Source organism: Nocardioides aquaticus (assembly GCF_018459925.1).
Lineage (GTDB): Bacteria > Actinomycetota > Actinomycetes > Propionibacteriales > Nocardioidaceae > Nocardioides > Nocardioides aquaticus.
On sequence record NZ_CP075371.1, the window covers coordinates 609,807 to 628,168 of the forward strand.

At 74.3% G+C, this 18,362-nt stretch carries 21 protein-coding genes; 11 read left to right on the forward strand and 10 right to left on the reverse strand.

Going from position 1 to position 18,362, the window contains the following annotated elements:
- Positions 1-11 precede the first annotated feature (11 nt).
- The 3 genes from ENKNEFLB_RS02985 to ENKNEFLB_RS02995 form a co-directional block, all read right to left on the reverse strand.
- Complete coding sequence (locus tag ENKNEFLB_RS02985) at positions 12-737, reverse strand: methyltransferase domain-containing protein (RefSeq protein ID WP_338040941.1); 726 nt, start codon at positions 735-737, stop codon at positions 12-14.
- Between the two features lie 2 nt (positions 738-739).
- Complete coding sequence (locus tag ENKNEFLB_RS02990; protein WP_214057835.1) at positions 740-1,375, reverse strand: VOC family protein; 636 nt, start codon at positions 1,373-1,375, stop codon at positions 740-742.
- A gap of 67 nt (positions 1,376-1,442) precedes the next feature.
- Positions 1,443-2,201 (reverse strand): DUF3109 family protein, encoded by a 759-nt coding sequence (locus ENKNEFLB_RS02995; protein WP_214057836.1) that lies wholly within the window; start codon positions 2,199-2,201, stop codon positions 1,443-1,445.
- 65 nt (positions 2,202-2,266) lie between these two features.
- Between ENKNEFLB_RS02995 and ENKNEFLB_RS03000 the strand changes: the two genes are divergently transcribed.
- The 5 genes from ENKNEFLB_RS03000 to ENKNEFLB_RS03020 all read left to right on the forward strand — a co-directional run bounded on the left by ENKNEFLB_RS03000 (position 2,267) and on the right by ENKNEFLB_RS03020 (position 6,282).
- On the forward strand, positions 2,267-3,226 hold the full coding sequence (locus tag ENKNEFLB_RS03000; protein WP_214057837.1) for a Ppx/GppA family phosphatase: 960 nt from the start codon (positions 2,267-2,269) through the stop codon (positions 3,224-3,226).
- Positions 3,226-4,026: a sugar phosphate isomerase/epimerase family protein gene (locus tag ENKNEFLB_RS03005; RefSeq protein WP_214057838.1), complete on the forward strand. Its 801-nt coding sequence runs from the start codon at positions 3,226-3,228 to the stop codon at positions 4,024-4,026. Before ENKNEFLB_RS03000 ends, ENKNEFLB_RS03005 begins: the two co-directional genes overlap by 1 nt.
- A 72-nt stretch (positions 4,027-4,098) precedes the next feature.
- Positions 4,099-4,821: an ABC transporter ATP-binding protein gene (locus tag ENKNEFLB_RS03010; RefSeq protein ID WP_214057839.1), complete on the forward strand. Its 723-nt coding sequence runs from the start codon at positions 4,099-4,101 to the stop codon at positions 4,819-4,821.
- On the forward strand, positions 4,818-5,552 hold the full coding sequence (locus ENKNEFLB_RS03015) for an ABC transporter permease (protein ID WP_214057840.1): 735 nt from the start codon (positions 4,818-4,820) through the stop codon (positions 5,550-5,552). Before ENKNEFLB_RS03010 ends, ENKNEFLB_RS03015 begins: the two co-directional genes overlap by 4 nt.
- An 82-nt stretch (positions 5,553-5,634) precedes the next feature.
- On the forward strand, positions 5,635-6,282 hold the full coding sequence (locus ENKNEFLB_RS03020; protein ID WP_214059297.1) for a TrmH family RNA methyltransferase: 648 nt from the start codon (positions 5,635-5,637) through the stop codon (positions 6,280-6,282).
- A 22-nt stretch (positions 6,283-6,304) separates the two neighbouring features.
- On the opposite strand, the gene ENKNEFLB_RS03025 is transcribed toward ENKNEFLB_RS03020, so the two are convergent.
- From ENKNEFLB_RS03025 to ENKNEFLB_RS03040, 4 genes are read right to left on the reverse strand one after another with little or no spacing between them, the layout of a single operon-like run.
- Positions 6,305-6,820 (reverse strand): DUF2867 domain-containing protein, encoded by a 516-nt coding sequence (locus ENKNEFLB_RS03025; RefSeq protein ID WP_214057841.1) that lies wholly within the window; start codon positions 6,818-6,820, stop codon positions 6,305-6,307.
- Positions 6,821-6,869: 49 nt separating this feature from the next.
- Positions 6,870-7,361 (reverse strand): SigE family RNA polymerase sigma factor, encoded by a 492-nt coding sequence (locus ENKNEFLB_RS03030; RefSeq protein WP_214057842.1) that lies wholly within the window; start codon positions 7,359-7,361, stop codon positions 6,870-6,872.
- Entirely contained in the window at positions 7,358-7,975 is a 618-nt protein-coding gene (locus ENKNEFLB_RS03035; protein ID WP_214057843.1) for a hypothetical protein, read from the reverse strand. The genes ENKNEFLB_RS03030 and ENKNEFLB_RS03035 overlap by 4 nt, the downstream gene beginning before the upstream one ends.
- Positions 7,976-8,008: 33 nt before the next feature.
- Complete coding sequence (locus ENKNEFLB_RS03040) at positions 8,009-8,410, reverse strand: cupin domain-containing protein (RefSeq protein WP_214057844.1); 402 nt, start codon at positions 8,408-8,410, stop codon at positions 8,009-8,011.
- A gap of 110 nt (positions 8,411-8,520) precedes the next feature.
- Here ENKNEFLB_RS03040 and fbaA point away from each other — a divergent pair, with 110 nt between their 5' ends.
- Both fbaA and ENKNEFLB_RS03050 read left to right on the forward strand, forming a co-directional pair.
- Complete coding sequence (gene fbaA / locus ENKNEFLB_RS03045; protein WP_214057845.1) at positions 8,521-9,552, forward strand: class II fructose-bisphosphate aldolase; 1,032 nt, start codon at positions 8,521-8,523, stop codon at positions 9,550-9,552.
- Positions 9,553-9,622: 70 nt separating this feature from the next.
- Positions 9,623-10,039 carry a DUF3151 domain-containing protein gene (locus tag ENKNEFLB_RS03050; protein ID WP_214057846.1) on the forward strand — a complete coding sequence of 139 codons (417 nt, stop codon included), beginning with the start codon at positions 9,623-9,625 and terminating at the stop codon, positions 10,037-10,039.
- A gap of 130 nt (positions 10,040-10,169) precedes the next feature.
- On the opposite strand, the gene lysS is transcribed toward ENKNEFLB_RS03050, so the two are convergent.
- Both lysS and ENKNEFLB_RS03060 read right to left on the reverse strand, forming a co-directional pair.
- Entirely contained in the window at positions 10,170-11,663 is a 1,494-nt protein-coding gene (gene lysS, locus ENKNEFLB_RS03055) for a lysine--tRNA ligase (RefSeq protein ID WP_214057847.1), read from the reverse strand.
- A gap of 57 nt (positions 11,664-11,720) precedes the next feature.
- Positions 11,721-12,635, reverse strand: a complete 915-nt coding sequence (locus ENKNEFLB_RS03060; protein ID WP_214057848.1) for a diacylglycerol/lipid kinase family protein — start codon at positions 12,633-12,635, stop codon at positions 11,721-11,723.
- 167 nt (positions 12,636-12,802) lie between these two features.
- On the opposite strand from ENKNEFLB_RS03060, the gene ENKNEFLB_RS03065 reads away from it, so the two are divergent.
- Positions 12,803-14,086 carry an adenylosuccinate synthase gene (locus tag ENKNEFLB_RS03065; protein ID WP_214057849.1) on the forward strand — a complete coding sequence of 428 codons (1,284 nt, stop codon included), beginning with the start codon at positions 12,803-12,805 and terminating at the stop codon, positions 14,084-14,086.
- A gap of 65 nt (positions 14,087-14,151) precedes the next feature.
- On the opposite strand, the gene ENKNEFLB_RS03070 is transcribed toward ENKNEFLB_RS03065, so the two are convergent.
- Positions 14,152-14,832, reverse strand: a complete 681-nt coding sequence (locus tag ENKNEFLB_RS03070; protein ID WP_214057850.1) for a MerR family transcriptional regulator — start codon at positions 14,830-14,832, stop codon at positions 14,152-14,154.
- Positions 14,833-14,891: 59 nt separating this feature from the next.
- On the opposite strand from ENKNEFLB_RS03070, the gene ENKNEFLB_RS03075 reads away from it, so the two are divergent.
- The 3 genes from ENKNEFLB_RS03075 (at position 14,892) to purB (ending at position 18,360) form a co-directional block, all read left to right on the forward strand.
- Positions 14,892-15,470 (forward strand): DUF4188 domain-containing protein, encoded by a 579-nt coding sequence (locus tag ENKNEFLB_RS03075; RefSeq protein WP_214057851.1) that lies wholly within the window; start codon positions 14,892-14,894, stop codon positions 15,468-15,470.
- Positions 15,471-15,664: 194 nt separating this feature from the next.
- Positions 15,665-16,945, forward strand: coding sequence for a phosphoribosylamine--glycine ligase (gene purD / locus ENKNEFLB_RS03080; protein WP_214059298.1), 1,281 nt, complete (start codon positions 15,665-15,667; stop codon positions 16,943-16,945).
- The gene (gene purB, locus ENKNEFLB_RS03085) at positions 16,942-18,360 is read left to right on the forward strand and encodes an adenylosuccinate lyase (RefSeq protein ID WP_214057852.1); all 1,419 of its coding nucleotides are present in this window, start codon (positions 16,942-16,944) and stop codon (positions 18,358-18,360) included. The genes purD and purB overlap by 4 nt, the downstream gene beginning before the upstream one ends.
- Positions 18,361-18,362 lie beyond the last annotated feature (2 nt).

Sequence of the window (18,362 nt, forward strand, 5' to 3'; positions counted from 1 at the left end):
GTCCGCGAGCGTCATCTCGGCTGGTGCTTGACCCAGAGGTTGACGGCGTAGTCGACCTCGAGGCCGTCGTGCCCGGCCAGCACGGCGTCGGCGACCTCGGGCCGCAGCTCGATCCGCACGACCGCCTCCAGGTCGGCGCGCGACGCGAAGCGCCAGCCCATGTCGACCCCGACCCGGGTCCAGCCGCGGGTGGTCCAGAAGCGCTCGGTCTCCTCGGGCGGGTCGAGGTGGGGGTAGCCGCGGCGGAACCACGACCCCCAGGTCGACCGGGCGCCGTCGTTGTCGACGACCAGGGCGGTGCCGCCGGGGCGCAGCACCCGGTCCAGCTCGACCAGGCCGGGCTCGCAGCCGCGGCCGAAGAAGTAGGCCCAGCGGACGTGGACGACGTCGACGCTGGCGTCGGGCAGCGGGACCTCCTGGGCCACGCCCTCGCGGACGTCGACGCGCGGCAGCCCCCGGACCCGCCGGCGGGCCAGCGAGACCAGGGACGGGTGCGGCTCGACGCCGACCACGCTGCCGCCGGGGCCGACCTCGTCGGCGAGCCGGGGCAGGTGGAAGCCGGTGCCGCAGCCGAGGTCCAGCACCGTGCGGCCGGCGAACCCGCCGCGCCCGCCCTCGGTGAGGGCGTCCCGCATCGCCTGCCAGAGCCGGCCGTCCGGGTCGGCGGCGCGGTTCTCGGTCTCGTAGGTGTCGGTGTGGCGCCAGATGTTCGGGCTGGGCACCGCTCCGGGGAGCACGCTCAGATGCGGACGAGCCCGGTGGGCGTCTGCACGTGGGCCGCGAGGATGCCGGGGGTGCCGTGGGGGGCGACCCAGTCGACCTTGACGTCCTCGAGGGGCTGCTCGACGGACTGACCGAGCCACTCGCTGACCCGCTGCGGGTCACCGGCGATCTCGAGGCAGGCCAGCGAGAACCGCCCGTCGCTCTCGGCGCCGGGGTGCAGCTCGGGGGTCTCCCAGGCCACGAAGAACGGCAGCTGGGGGTCACCCATCAGGCTGGTCACGCCGATCTGGTGCCAGCGCAGCTCGACGCCGTCGGGGCGGTGCCGGTTGCCGGCCACCGAGGGACGACCCAGGCGCGCCTCGACCTCGGAGATGTCGTCGACCGCGACGACCCACCCGAGCCAGCCGCCGCCGAGCATCGAGCGGGCGCGCACGGCCTGGCCGAACGGCGCCTTGTCCGAGGCCGGGTGGTCGAGCACCTCGACGACCTCGAGGTAGGTCCGGTCCGCCAGCGGCAGCACCATGTTGCGGGTGCCGAAGCGGGGGTGGATGCCGCCGTCGAGGAACGTGGCGCCCAGCAGGTCGCCGATGCGGTCCGCCGTGGCCTCGAGGCCATCGGGTCCTGCTGCGTACGAGACGTGGTCCAGGCGCATGACGAGATTGTGCGCACAGTCGCGTGGAGGCGTGACACCGGGGTCCCGGTGTCTTGACGTCGAGACGTCAGGCCGGGTCGGCCGGGTGCAGCGCGAGCCGCGGACGAGCCGCGAGGTGGGTCTCGCAGTGCCCGACCAGCGCGTCGTAGGCGCCGCGCCCCATCAGCGCCACCAGCTCCGGGGCGTGGGTCACGTAGACCGGCTCCGGCGCGTCGTGCGCCTCGGTGTTGCCCGAGCAGTACCAGTCGAGGTCGTGCCCGCCGGGGCCCCAGCCACGACGGTCGTACTCACCGATCGTGACCTCGAGGTACTCCGTGCCGTCGGCGCGCTCGACGTCGCGGAACGTGCGCCGCATCGGCAGCTGCCAGCACACGTCGGGCTTGGTCTCCAGCGGCTCGCGGCCCTGCTCCAGCGCCAGGGCGTGCAGCGCGCAGCCGGCGCCGCCGGCGAAGCCCGGCCGGTTGCTGAAGACGCAGGCGCGCTGGCCCTCCGACTCGATCACGCGCGTCTTGCGGGCGTCGTCCTCGACCTCGACCCAGTCGGCCTCGGTGACCTCGCGTCCGGGGTGGTGCTGCCACAGCCGCTCGTCGAGCTGGGCCACGAACCCGGCCGTACGGGTCTCGTCGTCCTCGTCGGAGAAGTGCGCGCCGAGGGTGCAGCAGCCGACGTCGGGGGCGTCGGCGAAGATCCCCGCGCAGCCCGAGCCGAAGATGCAGCGGTAGCGCGACGTCAGCCAGGTCAGGTCGCAGCGCAGCACCTCGCCCGCGTCCTCGGGGTTCTCGAACTCCACGAACGCGCGGGGGAACACCAGGTCGACCTCGGGCACCGCTGGAGCCTACGACGCGGGGGAGCGGGGCGAGGGGGGAGGTCCGGCCCGGGTACGTTGGTCCCATGCGCCTCGGCGTCCTCGACATCGGCTCCAACACCGGCCACCTCCTGGTGGTGGACGCCCACGACGGCTCGGCGCCGCTGCCTGCCTCCAGCCACAAGCAGCGGCTGCGCCTGGCCGAGCACCTCGACGACCGCGGCGCGGTCACCGACGAGGGCGTCGCGGCGCTGACGGCCTTCACCGCCGAGGCCGTCGCGGTCGCCGAGGACAAGGGCTGCGAGGAGATGCTTCCGTTCGCCACCTCGGCGGTGCGCGACGCGGTCAACTCCGACGACGTCCTGGCCCACGTCGCCCGCGAGACCGGTGTCCAGATCCCGGTGCTCTCCGGCGAGGACGAGGCCCGGCTGACCTTCCTGGCCGTACGCCGGTGGTTCGGGTGGTCGGCCGGCCGGCTGGCGGTCCTCGACATCGGCGGCGGCTCGCTCGAGATCGCCGGCGGCACCTCGGAGCTGCCCGACGTGGCCTGGTCGCTGCCGCTGGGCGCCGCGCGCCTGGCCCGGGGCCACTTCGCCGAGGGCCCCGCGGACGCCGGGAGCCTGCGCGCGCTGCGCCGTACGATCCGCACCGAGATCGCCCGCGACGCCGGCCTGCTGCTGCGCGCAGGCCCGCCCCACCGCGCCGCGGCGACCTCGAAGACCTTCCGGTCCCTGGCTCGGATCTGTGGCGCCGCACCGTCCGACGACGGGCCGCTGGTGCCCCGCACCCTCGCCCTGGAGACCCTGCGCGACCGCCTGCCCGCGCTGGTGACGATGTCGGTCGAGGAGCTCGCGGGCCTGCCCGGCGTCTCCGCGAGCCGCGCCCACCAGATCGTCCCCGGGGCGCTGGTGGCCGAGGCCTGCATGGACATCTTCGACCTCGCCGAGCTCGAGATCTGCCCGTGGGCGCTGCGCGAGGGGGTGATCCTCGAGCGGATCGACCGGCTCGGGGAGGACCTGGCGGCCCCCGGCCGACCGGGCGCCTGATGCCGACCCGGATCGGGTTGTCGACGTCCTCGGTCTACCCCGAGTCGACCGCGCACGCCTTCGGCTACGCCGCCGACCTCGGCTACGACGCCGTCGAGGTGATGGTCGGCGTGGACGGCCTCAGCCAGCAGACCAGCGCGGTCGCGCAGCTCTCGAAGCACCACGGCGTGCCGGTCAGCGCGATCCACGCCCCGACGCTGCTCTTCACCCAGCGCGTCTGGGGCGTCGAGCCCTGGGGCAAGCTCGAGCGCGCGGCCGAGATGGCCCACGTCGTCGGCGCCGAGGTGGTCGTCCTGCACCCGCCGTTCCGCTGGCAGAAGGAGTACGCGCGCGACTTCGTCAACGGCGTCGCCGCGCTGGAGCAGTCCACCGGCCTGGCCTTCGCGGTCGAGAACATGTACCCCTGGCGGGCCTCCTCGCGCCGCGGCGTCGAGATGTACCTGCCCGGCTGGGACCCCTCGACGGAGTCCTACGCCAACACCACCGTCGACCTGTCCCACGCCTCCATCGCGCAGGCCGACCCGGTCGCCATGGCCACGCGCCTCGGCGACCGGCTGCGCCACGTGCACCTCACCGACGGCAACGGCACCGCCAAGGACGAGCACCTCGTCCCGGGGCGCGGCACGACCGGCGCCGCGGCGTTCCTGCGGCACCTGGTCGCGACCGGGTTCGCCGGCGAGGTCGTGCTGGAGATCAACACCCGTCGCTGCCGCACCCGCGAGGAGCGCGTCGTCGACCTGCGCGAGTCGCTGGAGTTCGCGCGCGAGCACCTCGGTCCCGCGGGCGCGGTCGCCGGCTGAGCGGGCTCCCCCGCGCGCACGCCCCGGTGCCCGCCCTTGTCAGGCGGTCGGACCAGGAGAACAGTTCCTCGGGTGGCGACGACGGTGGTGGAGGTCCGCGGCCTGAGCGTGGTGCGGGGTGGTCGCCCGGTGCTCGAGGGCCTCGACCTCGACGTCGGCGGCGGGGTCACCGGCCTGCTCGGTCCCTCGGGGTGCGGCAAGACGACGCTGATCCGCTGCCTGGTCGGGGTGCAGCGGGTGGCCGGCGGGACCGTGCGGGTGCTCGGCGAGCCGGCCGGCAGCAGACCACTGCGTGACCGCGTGGGGTACGTGACCCAGCAGGCCAGCGTCTACGACGACCTCGGCGTCGAGGAGAACCTGCGCTTCTTCGCCCGGGTGCTGCGCACCCCGTCGGCCTCGGTGGACGCCGAGGTGGACCGGGTCCTCACGACGGTGGGGCTCACCGACCACCGTTCCAGCCTCGTCCGCGCCCTCAGCGGGGGCCAGCGCTCCCGGGTGGGCCTGGCCGCGGCCCTCCTCGGAGACCCCGGGCTGCTCGTGCTCGACGAGCCGACCGTGGGCCTCGACCCCGTCCTGCGCCGGGACCTGTGGGAGGTCTTCCACGCCATCGCCGGGCGCGGGGCCGCGATCCTGGTGTCCAGCCACGCGATGGACGAGGCGGAGCGGTGCGACCGGCTGCTGCTGATGCGCGAGGGGCGGGTGATCGCCGACGGCACCCCGGCGGCCATCCGGGAGAGGGCCGGTGCCGCGGACGTCGAGGGAGCCTTCCTGAGGCTGGTCGGCGAGGCGTCGTGAGGACGCCGGTGGTGGTCCTGGTCGCGGGTCGGGTGCTGCGCCAGCTGCGCCGCGACCGGCGCACGGTGGTCATGCTCCTCCTGCTGCCCTGCCTGCTCGAGGCCCTGCTGTGGTGGGTCTACCGCGACGTGGGGGAGGTCTTCGACCGGGTGGGGCCCGGGCTGCTGGCGGTCTTCCCCTTCGTGGTGATGTTCCTCGTCACCAGCGTCGCGACGCTGCGCGAGCGCTCGTCGGGGACCCTCGAGCGCCTGCTGACGCTGCCGGTGACCCGGCTCGACCTGCTGCTGGGCCACGCCCTGGCCTTCGCCCTGGTGGCCGTCGTGCAGGCGAGCCTCGCGGTGGCGACCTCGGTCGGCCTGCTCGGGCTGACCCTGGCCGGGCCCGGGTGGCTGCTGGTCGTGGTGGCGGTCACGAACGCGGTGCTCGGCACCGCGCTCGGCCTCTTCGTCTCCGCCTTCGCCCGCACCGAGTTCCAGGCGGTGCAGTTCATGCCGGTGTTCGTGATCCCGCAGCTGCTGCTGTGCGGGCTGCTGCTGCCACGCGCCGAGATGCCCGGCACGCTCCGCGCGGTCTCCGACCTGCTCCCGCTGTCGTACTCCGTGGACGCCATGGCCGAGCTGACCCGCTCGAGCGCCACCGGCGCGGTCTGGCGCGACCTGGCCGTCGTGGGCTGCTTCGTGGTCCTGGCCCTCGGGCTGGGGGCCGCCACGCTGCGACGCCGCACGCCCTGAGGCCGCGCCGGTGCCGGCCGGCGTCGCCCGCGGGCTAGGGTCGTGCGCCGTGGACGAGGAGCAGCGGGCGCCGTACGACCCGATGCCCTACGGCCCCGACGAGGTCGGGGTGGGCCCGTGGCCCGGCGGTGAGGCGGCGTGGCCCGACGACCCGCGCTACGACCCGGTGCTGCTGCGCGACGGCGACCGGCGCAACGTGGTCGACCGCTACCGCTACTGGACCCTCGAGGCGGTCGTGGCCGACCTCGACACCCGCCGCCACGACCTGCACGTGGCCGTGGAGAACTGGCAGCACGACTTCAACATCGGCACCGTCGTGCGCACCGCGAACGCGTTCCTGGCCGCCGAGGTGCACATCGTGGGCCGCAAGCGGTGGAACCGGCGCGGGGCGATGGTGACCGACCGCTACCAGCACGTGCGGCACCACCCGACCGCCGCGGACCTCGCGGCGTACCTCGCCGACCGGGGCACGCCCCTCTACGGCGTGGACAACCTGCCCGGCTCGCGGCACCTGGAGACGCTGGCGCTGCCCCGGCGGGTCTGCCTGCTGTTCGGGCAGGAGGGGCCGGGGCTGTCCGAGGACGCCCGGGAGGCGTGCGAGGCGACCTTCTCGATCGCGCAGTTCGGCTCGACCCGTTCCATCAACGCCTCGGCGGCCGCCGCGATCGCGATGCACACCTGGGTGCGCCAGCACGCCGACCTCGGCGCCGAGGAGACCTGGCGGGGCTGACGCCCGTCGCGGGAGCCGGGCCTCAGCCGGCCGTACGGACCCGGGCGCCGGTGGTGGCCTCGACGTCGGCCAGCAGCGCGCGCTGCGTCAGCTCCATGACGACCTCGCGGGCGGGCAGGTCGGTGACCAGGTAGGTCCAGCCGAGCACCCCGCGCGGGGCGAAGGAGATGGCCAGGGTGACCACGCTCCAGTCGGCGCCGGCGTCGGCCACCGAGACCTCCATCCGCACGGTGCCCGGCGCCCGGACCGAGGCCTGCATGGTCATCCGGCGGGTGTCGTGGTCGACCTCCAGGACCTCCCAGAACCCCGCCCGGTCACCGCTGCGCAAGAGGTCCCGGTCGGGCAGCGGCCAGCGCCGGCCCTGGCCGAGGGCGACCCGGTCGATCGCGCCCCGGACCACGAAGCCGGGCGCGTCGACGTACCAGACGTGGCCGTCCTCGTCGGGGCGGGCAGAGGCGACCGCGGCCCAGACGTCGCCCGCCGCGCGGTCCAGGGTCGTCGATCGTCCGCTGCGCTGCAGGGTCGGGAAGGCTCTCACCTCGTGAGCGTACGGCGGCCCGGCCACCCGGCCGGTTCCCCGCCGCACCTCACCGGTCGGCGTCGGCCAGCAGGGCCTGCAGCCGCTCGCGGCCGCGGGCGGCGTGGCTCTTGACCGTCCCCTCCGCGATCCCGAGCTCGGCGGCGGTCTCCGCGGTCGACATCCCGAGCCAGTACCGCAGCAGCACCGCCTTGCGCTGCATCGCGGGCAGGTTCTGGAGGGCGTCGAGCAGCGCCGAGCGCTCCTCCACGGGCTCGGGCTCGCAGGACCCGCCGTGCTCGGGCACGCCGACGTGCTCGCGGTTGGTGGCGCGCCGGTGCCGGTCGATGTTGGCGCGGACGATGATCCGGCGCACGTACGCCTCCTCGTTGCCCTCGCAGCGGATCCGCGGCCACGCCACGAAGGCCTTCACCAGGGCGGTCTGCACCAGGTCGTCGGCGGTGTGCCAGTCGCCGCACACGGCGTAGGCGATCCGGCGCAGGTGGTCGCGGCGGGCGGTCACGAAGGCGGTGAACGAGGCCTCGCGCTCGTCGTCCCTCATCCCGGTCCTGCGCCCTGCGGCCCGTTCAGCCGGACCTGGTCGTCGACCCAGCTGGTGAAGGAGGCGTAGGCGCCCCAGGGACCCCAGGAGCTGATCGTCGACTGCTGCGGCGAGCGGTCGAGGAGGTACCAGTTGGTGCTGCCCCCGCGCCGCACCGAGACCGCCGCGGAGTACGCGGGCGGCTCGCGGTCGAGGGGGTTGGCGACCTGCTCGAGGATCGTGGCGCCGTCCACGGCGACGAGGCGGCCGTCGGAGGTCAGCCGGACGCCCCGGGCCGGCCCGCGCCGCGGGCGCCACCGCTCGATCCCCACCCTGCTCATCCGGTCGACCACCTCGCCCTGGCCGGTCGACGGCGCGACCGAGCGGGGGCGCGGAGCCGTCGAGGGGTCGGCCGCGGGTGGGACCGCGGGGTCCGGGGCGACGTCGGGGGCGGGCGTGCCGGGCACGACCAGCGCGCCGGTCACGGCCACCACCGCGACGACGGCGAGCGCCGAGGCCGTCGTGGCGAGCCGGCGCCTCAGCAGGGCCCGGCGCCCGGCCGCGACGGTCCCGGAGACCGGGGGCGGCACGGGGCCGTGCCCGATCGCGTCGTCGAGCTGCTCCGACAGGTCCATGCCGGTCCTACGCACCGGCCGGCCGATCGGTTGTCACGCGTGCGGCGGGGGAGCGTGGTCCACGTTGACCGTCGGGACGCCGTCCCCGGCGCGGGCGATCACCGCCAGCGAGGGCTCGTCGCCGGGGTTCGACTCCCGGTGCACGGTGCGGGCCGGCACCTCGACGAAGTCCCCGGGGTGCGCGTCGACGTGGCCCGCGACGCCCTCGCACTCCAGGCGCAGCACGCCACGGACGACGTACAGGCTCGAGACGTTGGTGTCGTGGTGGTGCCAGCCGGAGACCGCGCCCGGGTCGGTGACGACCGTGCCGGCCCACAGGCCGGGGACCTCGAGGGCGCGGGAGCGCTGCATCCCGGCCGTGGGGTCGGCGGCGACGAGGTCGGCGGCCCGCACGACGCGGACCGGGTGGGGAGGGTCGTGCGGGGTCCGGCTCACCCCCGCACCCTAGGCGTGGCGCACGCCACACGCACTAGGCTGGCCGGGCACGTGACGACGTGTCCGGCAGTGCCGGGCACGGCACCGGACCCCGCCCGAGGAGAGCAACGATGCCCATCGCCACCCCCGAGAAGTACGCCGAGATGCTCGACGCCGCGAAGGCCGGGGCGTACGCGTTCCCCGCGATCAACGTCTCGTCCTCCCAGACCCTCAACGCGGCGCTGAAGGGCTTCGCCGACGCCGGCTCCGACGGCATCATCCAGGTCTCGACCGGCGGTGCGGAGTACTTCTCCGGCCAGGGCGTCAAGAGCATGGTCACCGGCTCCGCGGCGTTCGCGGCGTTCGCGGCCGAGGTCGCCGCGGCGTACCCCGTGAACATCGCCCTACACACCGACCACTGCCCGCAGGACAAGCTGGACGGGTTCGTGCGTCCGCTGCTGCAGATGTCCACCGAGCGGGTGCAGCGCGGCCAGGCGCCGCTGTTCCAGTCGCACATGTGGGACGGCTCGGCCGTGCCGCTCGAGGAGAACCTCGAGATCGCCGCCGACCTGCTCGAGAAGTGCATCGCGGCGAAGATCATCCTCGAGATCGAGGTAGGCGTCGTCGGCGGCGAGGAGGACGGCGTCGAGGCCGAGATCAACGACAAGCTCTACTCCACCCCGGAGGACGCGATCGCCACCGCGAAGGCGCTCGGGTACGGCGAGCAGGGCTACTACATGACCGCGCTGACCTTCGGCAACGTGCACGGCGTCTACAAGCCCGGCAACGTCAAGCTGCGCCCGTCGGTGCTCAAGGAGGCCCAGGAGGCCGTGGTCCGCGAGTTCTCCCTCGAGGACGGCGCCAAGCCCTTCCACCTGGTCTTCCACGGCGGGTCCGGCTCGTCGGCCGAGGAGATCGCCGAGGCGCTCGACTACGGCGTGGTGAAGATGAACGTCGACACCGACACCCAGTACGCCTTCACCCGGCCCGTGGCGGGCCACATGCTGGCCAACTACGAGGGCGTGCTGAAGGTCGACGGCGAGGTCGGCAACAAGAAGCAGTACGACCCGCGCGCCTGGGGCAAGGCCGGCGAGGCCGGGATGAGCGCCCGCGTGGTCGAGGCCTGCGAGAACCTGCGCTCGGCCGGTTCGTCGATCGGCTGAGACACCGCACCGGGGCGCCCGTGGGGCGGGCGGTGGGGCGGGCGGCGGTCCGGCGCGCGAGGATGGGGCCATGACGTTCCAGGACCTGATGGCCGGCCCCCCGCCCACCCACCTCCCCGAGGACCCGGCCGAGGCCGAGCTCGCGGGATCCACCCCGGCCGACGTGGTGCGCCGCCACCCGGCCTCGCCGATGGCGTGGGCCGCGCTGGCCGAGGAGGCGCGCGACGGCGGCGCCGACGTCGTCACCGCGTACGCCTACTCGCGCGTGGGCTACCACCGCTCGCTGGACATGCTGCGCCGCAACGGCTGGAAGGGCAACGGCCCGGTGCCGTGGGAGCACGAGCCCAACCGCGGCTTCCTGCGCTGCCTGGCGATGCTGGCCGTGGCCGCCCGCGAGATCGGCGAGACCCCGGAGTGGGAGCGCTGCTCGACGTTCCTGCGCGACTCCAGCCCCGCGGCGTACGACGCGCTGCTCGGCGACGCCTGACGGCTGCCGGGGAGCGCACGGCGGCCGCGCTGTAACGCTGTGTTACTCGATCTGGTGCAGCGTCACGACGCGGCTCCAGACGAAGTAACACAGCGTTACAGCTGGCTCGGCCGTACGCAGCGGCTCGGCGTCAGCGGGCCTCGGCGCGCAGGTGCGGGAACAGGATGGTCTCGCGGATCCCGACGCCGGTGAACAGCATGATCAGCCGGTCGATGCCGAGGCCCAGGCCGCCCATCGGCGGGGCGCCGTACTCCAGCGCCCGCAGGAAGTCCTCGTCGAGCTGCATCGCGTCGGGGTCGCCCCCGGCGGCCAGCTCGGACTGCCGGGTCAGCACCTCGCGCTGCACGACCGGGTCGACGAGCTCGCTGAAGGCGGTGCCGCGCTCGACGCCGGCGATGATCAGGTCCCAGGCCTCGATCAGGCCGGGCTCGCTGCGGTGCGGGCGGGCCAGCGGCTGGGCCGAGGGCGGGTAGTCGCACAGGAACGTCGGCTGCAGCAGCGTCGGCTCGACGAGCTCCGAGAGCAGCTCGAGGACGACCTTCTCGGCGCCCCAGGCCGGGTCCAGCTCGACGTCGTGGGCCTCGGCGAGCTCGCGCAGGCGCTCCACCGGCGTGAGCGGGGTGACCTCCTCGCCGACCGCGGTCGAGACGCCCTCGTAGACCGGCAGCCAGCGCCACTCGCCGTCGAGGTCGACCACGCCGGCGGGGGTCTCGACCTGACGGGAGCCCACCGCGTCGGCCGCGGCGAGGAACATGGTGCGCATCAGGTCGGCCATCGTGTGCTGGTCGCCGTAGGCCTCGTAGACCTCGAGCATCGTGAACTCGGGGGAGTGGGTCGAGTCCGCGCCCTCGTTGCGGAAGATCCGGCCCATCTCGAAGACCCGGTCGACGCCGCCGACGACGGCCTTCTTCAGGTTCAGCTCCAGGGCGATCCGGAGCGTCATCTCCTGGTCGTAGGCGTTGAAGTGGGTGCGGAACGGGCGGGCCGCGGCGCCGCCGTGGATGCGCTGGAGCACCGGCGTCTCGATCTCGAGGAAGCCGCCGTCCTCCAGGGTGCGACGGACCGCGCGGGTGATCTCGGAGCGGGTACGGACCATGTCGCGCGCCTCCTGGCGCACGATCAGGTCGGCGTACCGCTGGCGGACCCGGGACTCCTCGGACAGGTCCTTGTGCAGCACCGGCAGCGGCCGCAGCGCCTTCGAGGCCATCTCCCAGCGGGTCGCCATCACCGACAGCTCGCCGCGGCGCGAGGAGATCACGCGGCCCTCGACCAGCACGTGGTCGCCGAGGTCGACGGTGCGCTTCCAGTCCTCCAGCTGCTCCTCACCGACCTCGGCCAGGCTGAGCATCACCTGGAGCCGGGTGCCGATGCCCTCCTGGAGCGTGGCGAAGCACAGCTTGCCGGTGTTGCGGACGAACATGACGCGGCCGGCGACGCCGACGACGTCCTGGGTCTCCTCGCCCTGCTCGAGGTGCTCCCAGGTGCTGCGCACCTGCGCGAGCGTGTGGGTGCGCGCGACGGTGACCGGGTAGGCCTCGCGGCCCTCGTCGAGCAGCCGCTGGCGCTTCTCGCGCCGGACCGCCACCTGTGCGGGCCAGTCGTCGGTCTGCTCGTCGTGATCCATGGCGCAGAGGCTACCGAGACCTCCGGGCCCGCCCGGACGGCACCGTCGGCACGACGATCAGGGCAGGACCATCTCGTACGCCGCCGGCTCGATGCGCCAGGTGCGTCGGCGCTCCGGGCCGCTGATCTCCCCGTCGGCGCTGACCCAGAACTCCTCGCCCACGACGCTGACGGTCCGGGCGCGGAGGTAGTCGACGTCGCTGCGCTCGTGGTGCGTGCCGAGGAGGAGGCGGGTGGCGTACCCGAAGCGCGCCAGCGGTCCGGCCGCGCGCGAGATCATCACGTCCAGCCGACCGTCCTCGGGGTCGGCCTCCGGGATCAGCTCGGTGCCGCCGCCCACGGAGCGGCCGTTGCCCACCGCGACCATCAGCACCGGGCGGTCGAAGTCGTTGACGACCTCGCCGTCGACCTCGACGCGCAGCCGGACGACCGGGGGGTCGATGGCGGTGATCGCGGCGCCGATCGGGTAGCCGAGCTTGCCGAGGTTGGCCTTCTTGTAACCGACCTTGCCCAGCCGGTGCTTCCAGCGCACGGAGCGGCGGCTGGCCGCGGCCCCGGCGCCGACGTGGGCGTTGTTGACCACGATGGTGCCGACCTCGTCGACGATCAGGTCCATCGGGCGCGGGGTGCCCTCCAGGACGACCTCGGCGGCGTCCTCGACGTCGAGGGGGACGCCGTTGGTCCGGGCGAAGTCGTTGCCGGTGCCGAGCGGGAGCAGCGCGACCTGGTTCTGGCCGAGCTCGTGGCGCTTGTGCAGCGCCGAGAGCACCGCGTGCAGGCTGCCGTCACCGCCCGCCACGACGATCCGGCGGGTGCCGGCACGGTGCAGCACCCCGTCGAGCTCGCCGGGGTTCGCGGTGCGGGCCACCTCGACCGACGCCCGGCCCCGCATCACCTCGAGGGCCAGGCCGAGCCGTTCCTCGTCGGAGGTGCCGGCGTCGGCGTTGGCGATGACCAGGAGGGGGTCTGACATGTCTTCATCATGCCGGGCGGGTGGGTCCCGCGGATCGGGTGGGCGGGCCGGGACCTTGGTAGGTTGAGCAGCCGCAGCCCCGGTCCGCCCGGGGCTCTCGCACGTACGGGAGCACCGCCCGCGGACCCGGCCGTACCGTCCAGCGAACGTCCAGCCTGAGGAGCACCATGCCCGCGATCGCCATCATCGGAGCCCAGTGGGGCGACGAGGGCAAGGGCAAGGCCACCGACCTGCTCGGTAGCCGCGTCGACTACGTCGTGAAGTTCAACGGCGGCAACAACGCCGGCCACACCGTGGTGATCGGCGACGAGAAGTACGCCCTGCACCTGCTGCCCAGCGGGATCCTCTCGGCCAACTGCACGCCGGTCATCGGCAACGGCGTGGTGATCGACGTCGACGTGCTCTTCGAGGAGCTCGACGCCCTCGAGGCGCGCGGTGTCGAGGTCGGCAAGCTGAAGGTCAGCGCCAGCGCCCACGTGATCGCCAGCTACAACCGCAGCGTGGACAAGGTCGCGGAGCGGTTCCTCGGCTCGCGCCGGATCGGCACCACCGGGCGCGGCATCGGCCCGACGTACGCCGACAAGATGAACCGGATCGGCATCCGGGTGCAGGACCTGTTCGACGAGAAGATCCTCCGCGCCAAGGTCGAGGGCGCGCTGGAGCTGAAGAGCCAGATCCTCACCAAGATCTACAACCGCCGCGCGCCCGACGTCGACGCGGTCGTCGAGGAGCTGCTGGCCCACGCCGAGCGGCTCCGCCCGATGGTCTGCGACACCGGCCTGCTGCTCAACCAGGCGCTGGACCGCGACGAGACCGTGCTGCTCGAGGGCGGCCAGGCCACGCTGCTCGACGTGGACCACGGGACGTACCCGTTCGTCACGTCGAGCTCGGCGACCTCCGGCGGCGCCTGCACCGGCTCCGGCATCCCGCCGCGCCGCCTGGACCGGGTGATCGGGATCGTCAAGGCCTACACGACCCGGGTCGGCGAGGGTCCGTTCCCGACCGAGCTGTTTGACGACTTCGGTGCGCACCTGTCCAAGGTCGGCGCGGAGTTCGGCGTGACCACCGGTCGCGCGCGGCGCTGCGGCTGGTTCGACGCCGTCATCGCGCGCTACGCGGCCAGGGTCAACGGGGTCACCGACTTCGTGCTGACCAAGCTCGACGTGCTGACTGGTCTCGAGCAGGTCCCGGTCTGCGTGGCCTACGAGGTCGACGGGGTGCGCCACGACGAGATGCCGGTCAGCCAGACCGACTTCCACCACGCCAAGCCCGTCTACGAGTACTTCCCCGGCTGGTGGGAGGACATCTCCGAGGCCCGGACCTTCGAGGACCTGCCCAAGAACGCCCAGGACTACGTGCTCGCGGTCGAGAAGATGTCCGGCGCCCGGATCTCCGTGGTCGGCGTCGGTCCGTCGCGGGCCGCCACGATCGTGCGCCACGACCTGCTCTAGCCGAGATGACGCTCGCGGACAGCCGAGATGACGCTCGCGGACAGCCGAGATGACGGTCGCGGCGCTCAGGCGTCCGGCGGGCCGTACCGGACCAGGCTGTGGTGCGCCTCGCCGAGCCGGCGGAGCACCTCCAGCAGCCGGCCGTAGACGACCTGTCCCACCACCAGCTGCGTGAGCAGGTCGGTCGGGTCGCCGTCGCCGAGCGCCGCGACGTCGTGGCGGGCGACGAGGTCGGCGGCCACGACGTACGGGCGCAGGTCGGTCGACGCGACCGGCAGCCCGAGCCGCTCCCAGGCCAGCACGGTCTCGAGCACGGAGCGCACCGCGGCCCACTCGGGTGCGGCGCGCAGCTGGTCGTCCCACCCGACCTCGTCGGCCAGCTCGCCGGCGAGCGCGTCGGCCCGCTCGGCCAGGGGGCCGGGCGCGGGGACCGGGCCGGCGAGAGCGCTCGACCCGGCGGCCAGGACGCCGAGGCTCCGGTGCGGACGGTCGGCGCCGTGGTCCTCGAGCGCGGCGACCAGGTCGCGCAGGCGCCCGACCGGCACGTCGCCGACCTCGCGCAGCAGGCGCAGCAGCCGGAGCCGGGCGAGGTGCGTCTCGTCGTAGTCGGCGCGGGTGGTGCTGCGCAGGCGCCCCTCGGGCAGGAGCCCCTCGCGCAGGTAGTACTTGACCGTGCCGACGGGGACCTCGGCGGCCCGGGCCAGCTCGCCGAGGGTCAGGGGGGCGGTCGCGGGCGTTGACACCATGCCTGGATAGTGCCAGTCTCCAATCAGGAACCAGCACTTCCCAATGGGACGAGGATGCGATGTCGACGACGAGCACGAGCACCACGACCGGCCCCCCGGCGTACCGCGGGGCGGCGGACGCGGCGCCCGCGGGCGTCCTCGGTGGTGCCCTGTCGGCCGACCTCGGCGAGGACGAGGTCGTCCTGTTCCTGATCGGGATGCGCGTCAACCGGCTCCGGAGGGTGCGCAGCTGGAGCTACGTGGCCCGGCAGATGCCGGCGATGCTGCGTGAGCTCGCCGCGCTGCCGGACAGCCCGCTGCTGGCCTTCCGCACCTGGTGGTCTGGTCGCGACGTGATGGTAACGCAGGTCTGGCGCTCGGCCGAGGAGCTGGGTCGGTTCGCGCGCGACCAGGACCACCCCCACGCGACGGCGTGGCGTGAGTTCAACCGGCGGATCGCGGCGTCCGCCGACGTCGGGATCTGGCACGAGACGTACGTCGTGCGCGCCGACCAGGTCGAGTCGCTCTACGGCAACATGCCGCCGGTCGGGCTCGGGGCCGCCCACGGGCTCGTGCCGGCCGGCACGCGGCGGGCGACGGCGGCCGTACGACGGGTGCACGGCGCGGCCGGCGACCACGCGCTGGGCCAGCTGGACTGACACCGACCGGCCGCGGGGCGCCGGAATCGTCATCTCGGGGCGCCGCGAGCGTCATCTCGGCTGTCCGGAAGCGTCACCTCGGCGGGGCGGGCGGCGAGGCGGCACTAGGGTCGTGGCCCGTGAGCGAGCACCGTACGGACCCCGCCGCCCCCGCCCCCTCGGCCCCGCCCGCGTCCGACGCCCGCGACGGGCTGCTGACCGTGCTGGTCGTCGGCACCGGCGGGCGCGAGCACGCGCTGGCCCGGGCCCTGGCCCGCGACCCCGGCGTGCGCGCCGTCCACGCCGCCCCGGGCAACCCGGGCATGCGCGCGGTGGCCGAGCTGCACGACGTGGACCCGATGGACGGGGCGGCCGTGGCCGACCTCGCCGTGGCCCTCGGCGCGGGGCTCGTGGTGGTCGGTCCCGAGGCGCCGCTGGTCGCCGGGGTCGGCGACGTGGTCCGCGAGCGGGGCGTGCCGGTCTTCGGGCCGACCCGCGAGGCCGCCCGGCTGGAGGGCTCCAAGGCCTTCGCCAAGGACGTGATGGCCGCCGCGGGCGTGCCCACCGCGGCCGCCCGGGTCTGCACCACGCCCGCGGAGGCGGCCGCGGCGCTGGACGAGCTCGGCGCGCCGTACGTCGTCAAGGACGACGGCCTCGCCGCAGGCAAGGGCGTCGTGGTGACCACCGACCGCGAGGAGGCGCTGGCGCACGCCGCGGCCTGCGAGCAGGTGGTGGTCGAGGAGTTCCTGGACGGCCCGGAGGTCTCGCTCTTCGCGATCACCGACGGCGTCACGATCCACCCGCTCCAGCCCGCGCAGGACTTCAAGCGGATCGGCGACGGCGACGTCGGCCCGAACACCGGCGGCATGGGCGCCTACACGCCGCTGCCGTGGGCTCCGCCCGGCCTGGTCGACCAGGTGCTGCGCGAGGTGCTGCGTCCCACCGTGGAGGAGATGGCCCGGCGGGGGACGCCGTTCTCGGGCCTGCTGTACGCCGGCCTCGCGATGACCTCGCGGGGGGTGCGCGTGGTCGAGTTCAACGCCCGGTTCGGCGACCCCGAGACCCAGCCGCTGATGGCGCTGCTCGAGTCCCCGCTCTCCCCGCTGCTGCTCGGCGCCGCGACCAGGACCCTGGCCGACGTGCCGGCACCGTCGTGGCACCCCGGCTCCGCCGTCGCCGTCGTGCTGGCCAGCGCCGGGTACCCCGCCACCTCCTCCTCGGGCGACGTGATCCGTGGCCTCGACGACGCCGAGGCCGCCGACGGGGTGCACGTCGTCCACGCCGGGACGGCCGAGGCGGGCGACGACGTCGTCACCGCCGGCGGGCGGGTGCTGGCGGTCGTCGGCACCGGCGCCGACCTGTCCGCGGCCCGCGCCACGGCGTACGACGGGGTCGCCCGGGTCTCCTTCCCCGGCGCCCAGCACCGCACCGACATCGCCCTGGTCGCCGCCCGGGACGAGGCGCAGGACCGGGCCCGGGAGAGGATGGACCCGTGAGCGTCCCCAACGTCCTGGCCACCCGCTACGCGAGCGCCGACCTCGCCCGGATCTGGTCGCCCGAGCACAAGATCGTGCTCGAGCGACAGCTGTGGATCGCGGTGCTCCGCGCCCAGCGCGACCTCGGCGTCGAGGTGCCCGACGGCGTCGTCGAGGCGTACGAGGCAGTCGTCGACCAGGTCGACCTCGCCTCGATCGCGGCACGCGAGCGGGTCACCCGCCACGACGTGAAGGCCCGGATCGAGGAGTTCTGCGCGCTGGCCGGGCACGAGCACGTCCACAAGGGGATGACCTCGCGCGACCTCACCGAGAACGTCGAGCAGCTCCAGGTGCGCCAGTCCCTGGCCCTGCTGCGGGACCGCGCGGTGGCCACGCTGGCGCGGCTCGCGCGGCTGGCCTCCGAGCACGAGCTGACCGTGATGGCCGGCCGCTCGCACAACGTCGCCGCGCAGGCCACCACGCTCGGCAAGCGGTTCGCGACCGTGGCCGACGAGCTGCTGGTCTCCCTCGAGCGCGTCGAGGAGCTGCTCGCGCGCTACCCGCTGCGGGGGATCAAGGGCCCGATGGGCACCTCGCAGGACATGCTCGACCTGCTCGACGGCGACGAGGCCCGCCTCGCCGAGCTCGAGGAGCGGGTCGCGACCCACCTCGGCTTCGCGCGCGTGCTGACCTCGGTCGGCCAGGTCTACCCGCGCTCGCTCGACTTCGACGTGCTGTCCGCGCTCGTGCAGCTGACCGCCGCACCCTCCAACCTGGCCACCACGATCCGACTCATGGCCGGCCACGAGCTGGTCACCGAGGGCTTCGTCGAGGGCCAGGTCGGCTCCTCGGCGATGCCGCACAAGATGAACACCCGCTCCTGCGAGCGGGTCAACGGCCTGGCCGTGGTCACCCGCGGCTACCTCTCGATGGTCTCCGAGCTGGCCGGCGACCAGTGGAACGAGGGCGACGTCTCCTGCTCGGTCGTGCGCCGGGTCGCCCTGCCCGACGCGTTCTTCGCCGTCGACGGGCTGTTCGAGACCTTCCTGACCGTGCTGGAGGAGTTCGGCGCGTTCCCAGCCGTGGTGGCCCGCGAGCTGGACCGCTACCTGCCGTTCCTGGCCACCACCAAGGTGCTGATGAGCGCGGTCCGCAACGGCGTGGGCCGCGAGAGCGCGCACGAGGCGATCAAGGAGGCCGCCGTCGGCACGGCGCTCGACATGCGCGCCGGGCAGGCCGAGAACGACGTGCTCGTGCGCCTGGCCGCCGACGAGCGGCTGGGCCTGACCGAGGCGCAGCTCGCCGCGCTGGTGGCCGAGCCGATCACGTTCACCGGCGCCGCCGTGGCCCAGGTCCAGGCCGTCGTACGCCGGGTCGCGGCCGTGGTGGAGCAGCACCCCGCCGCCGCCGCGTACGCCCCCGGCGCGATCCTCTGACG

Coding starts and splice junctions, on each gene's coding strand:
- ENKNEFLB_RS02990 (WP_214057835.1), bottom strand. CDS start 1,375: ATGCGCCTGGACCACGTCTCGTACGCAGCAGGACCCGATGGCCTCGAG.
- ENKNEFLB_RS03000 (WP_214057837.1), top strand. CDS start 2,267: ATGCGCCTCGGCGTCCTCGACATCGGCTCCAACACCGGCCACCTCCTG.
- ENKNEFLB_RS03005 (WP_214057838.1), top strand. CDS start 3,226: ATGCCGACCCGGATCGGGTTGTCGACGTCCTCGGTCTACCCCGAGTCG.
- ENKNEFLB_RS03020 (WP_214059297.1), top strand. CDS start 5,635: ATGCCCTACGGCCCCGACGAGGTCGGGGTGGGCCCGTGGCCCGGCGGT.
- ENKNEFLB_RS03030 (WP_214057842.1), bottom strand. CDS start 7,361: ATGAGGGACGACGAGCGCGAGGCCTCGTTCACCGCCTTCGTGACCGCC.
- ENKNEFLB_RS03035 (WP_214057843.1), bottom strand. CDS start 7,975: ATGGACCTGTCGGAGCAGCTCGACGACGCGATCGGGCACGGCCCCGTG.
- fbaA (WP_214057845.1), top strand. CDS start 8,521: ATGCCCATCGCCACCCCCGAGAAGTACGCCGAGATGCTCGACGCCGCG.
- ENKNEFLB_RS03050 (WP_214057846.1), top strand. CDS start 9,623: ATGACGTTCCAGGACCTGATGGCCGGCCCCCCGCCCACCCACCTCCCC.
- lysS (WP_214057847.1), bottom strand. CDS start 11,663: ATGGATCACGACGAGCAGACCGACGACTGGCCCGCACAGGTGGCGGTC.
- ENKNEFLB_RS03060 (WP_214057848.1), bottom strand. CDS start 12,635: ATGTCAGACCCCCTCCTGGTCATCGCCAACGCCGACGCCGGCACCTCC.
- ENKNEFLB_RS03065 (WP_214057849.1), top strand. CDS start 12,803: ATGCCCGCGATCGCCATCATCGGAGCCCAGTGGGGCGACGAGGGCAAG.
- ENKNEFLB_RS03070 (WP_214057850.1), bottom strand. CDS start 14,832: ATGGTGTCAACGCCCGCGACCGCCCCCCTGACCCTCGGCGAGCTGGCC.
- ENKNEFLB_RS03075 (WP_214057851.1), top strand. CDS start 14,892: ATGTCGACGACGAGCACGAGCACCACGACCGGCCCCCCGGCGTACCGC.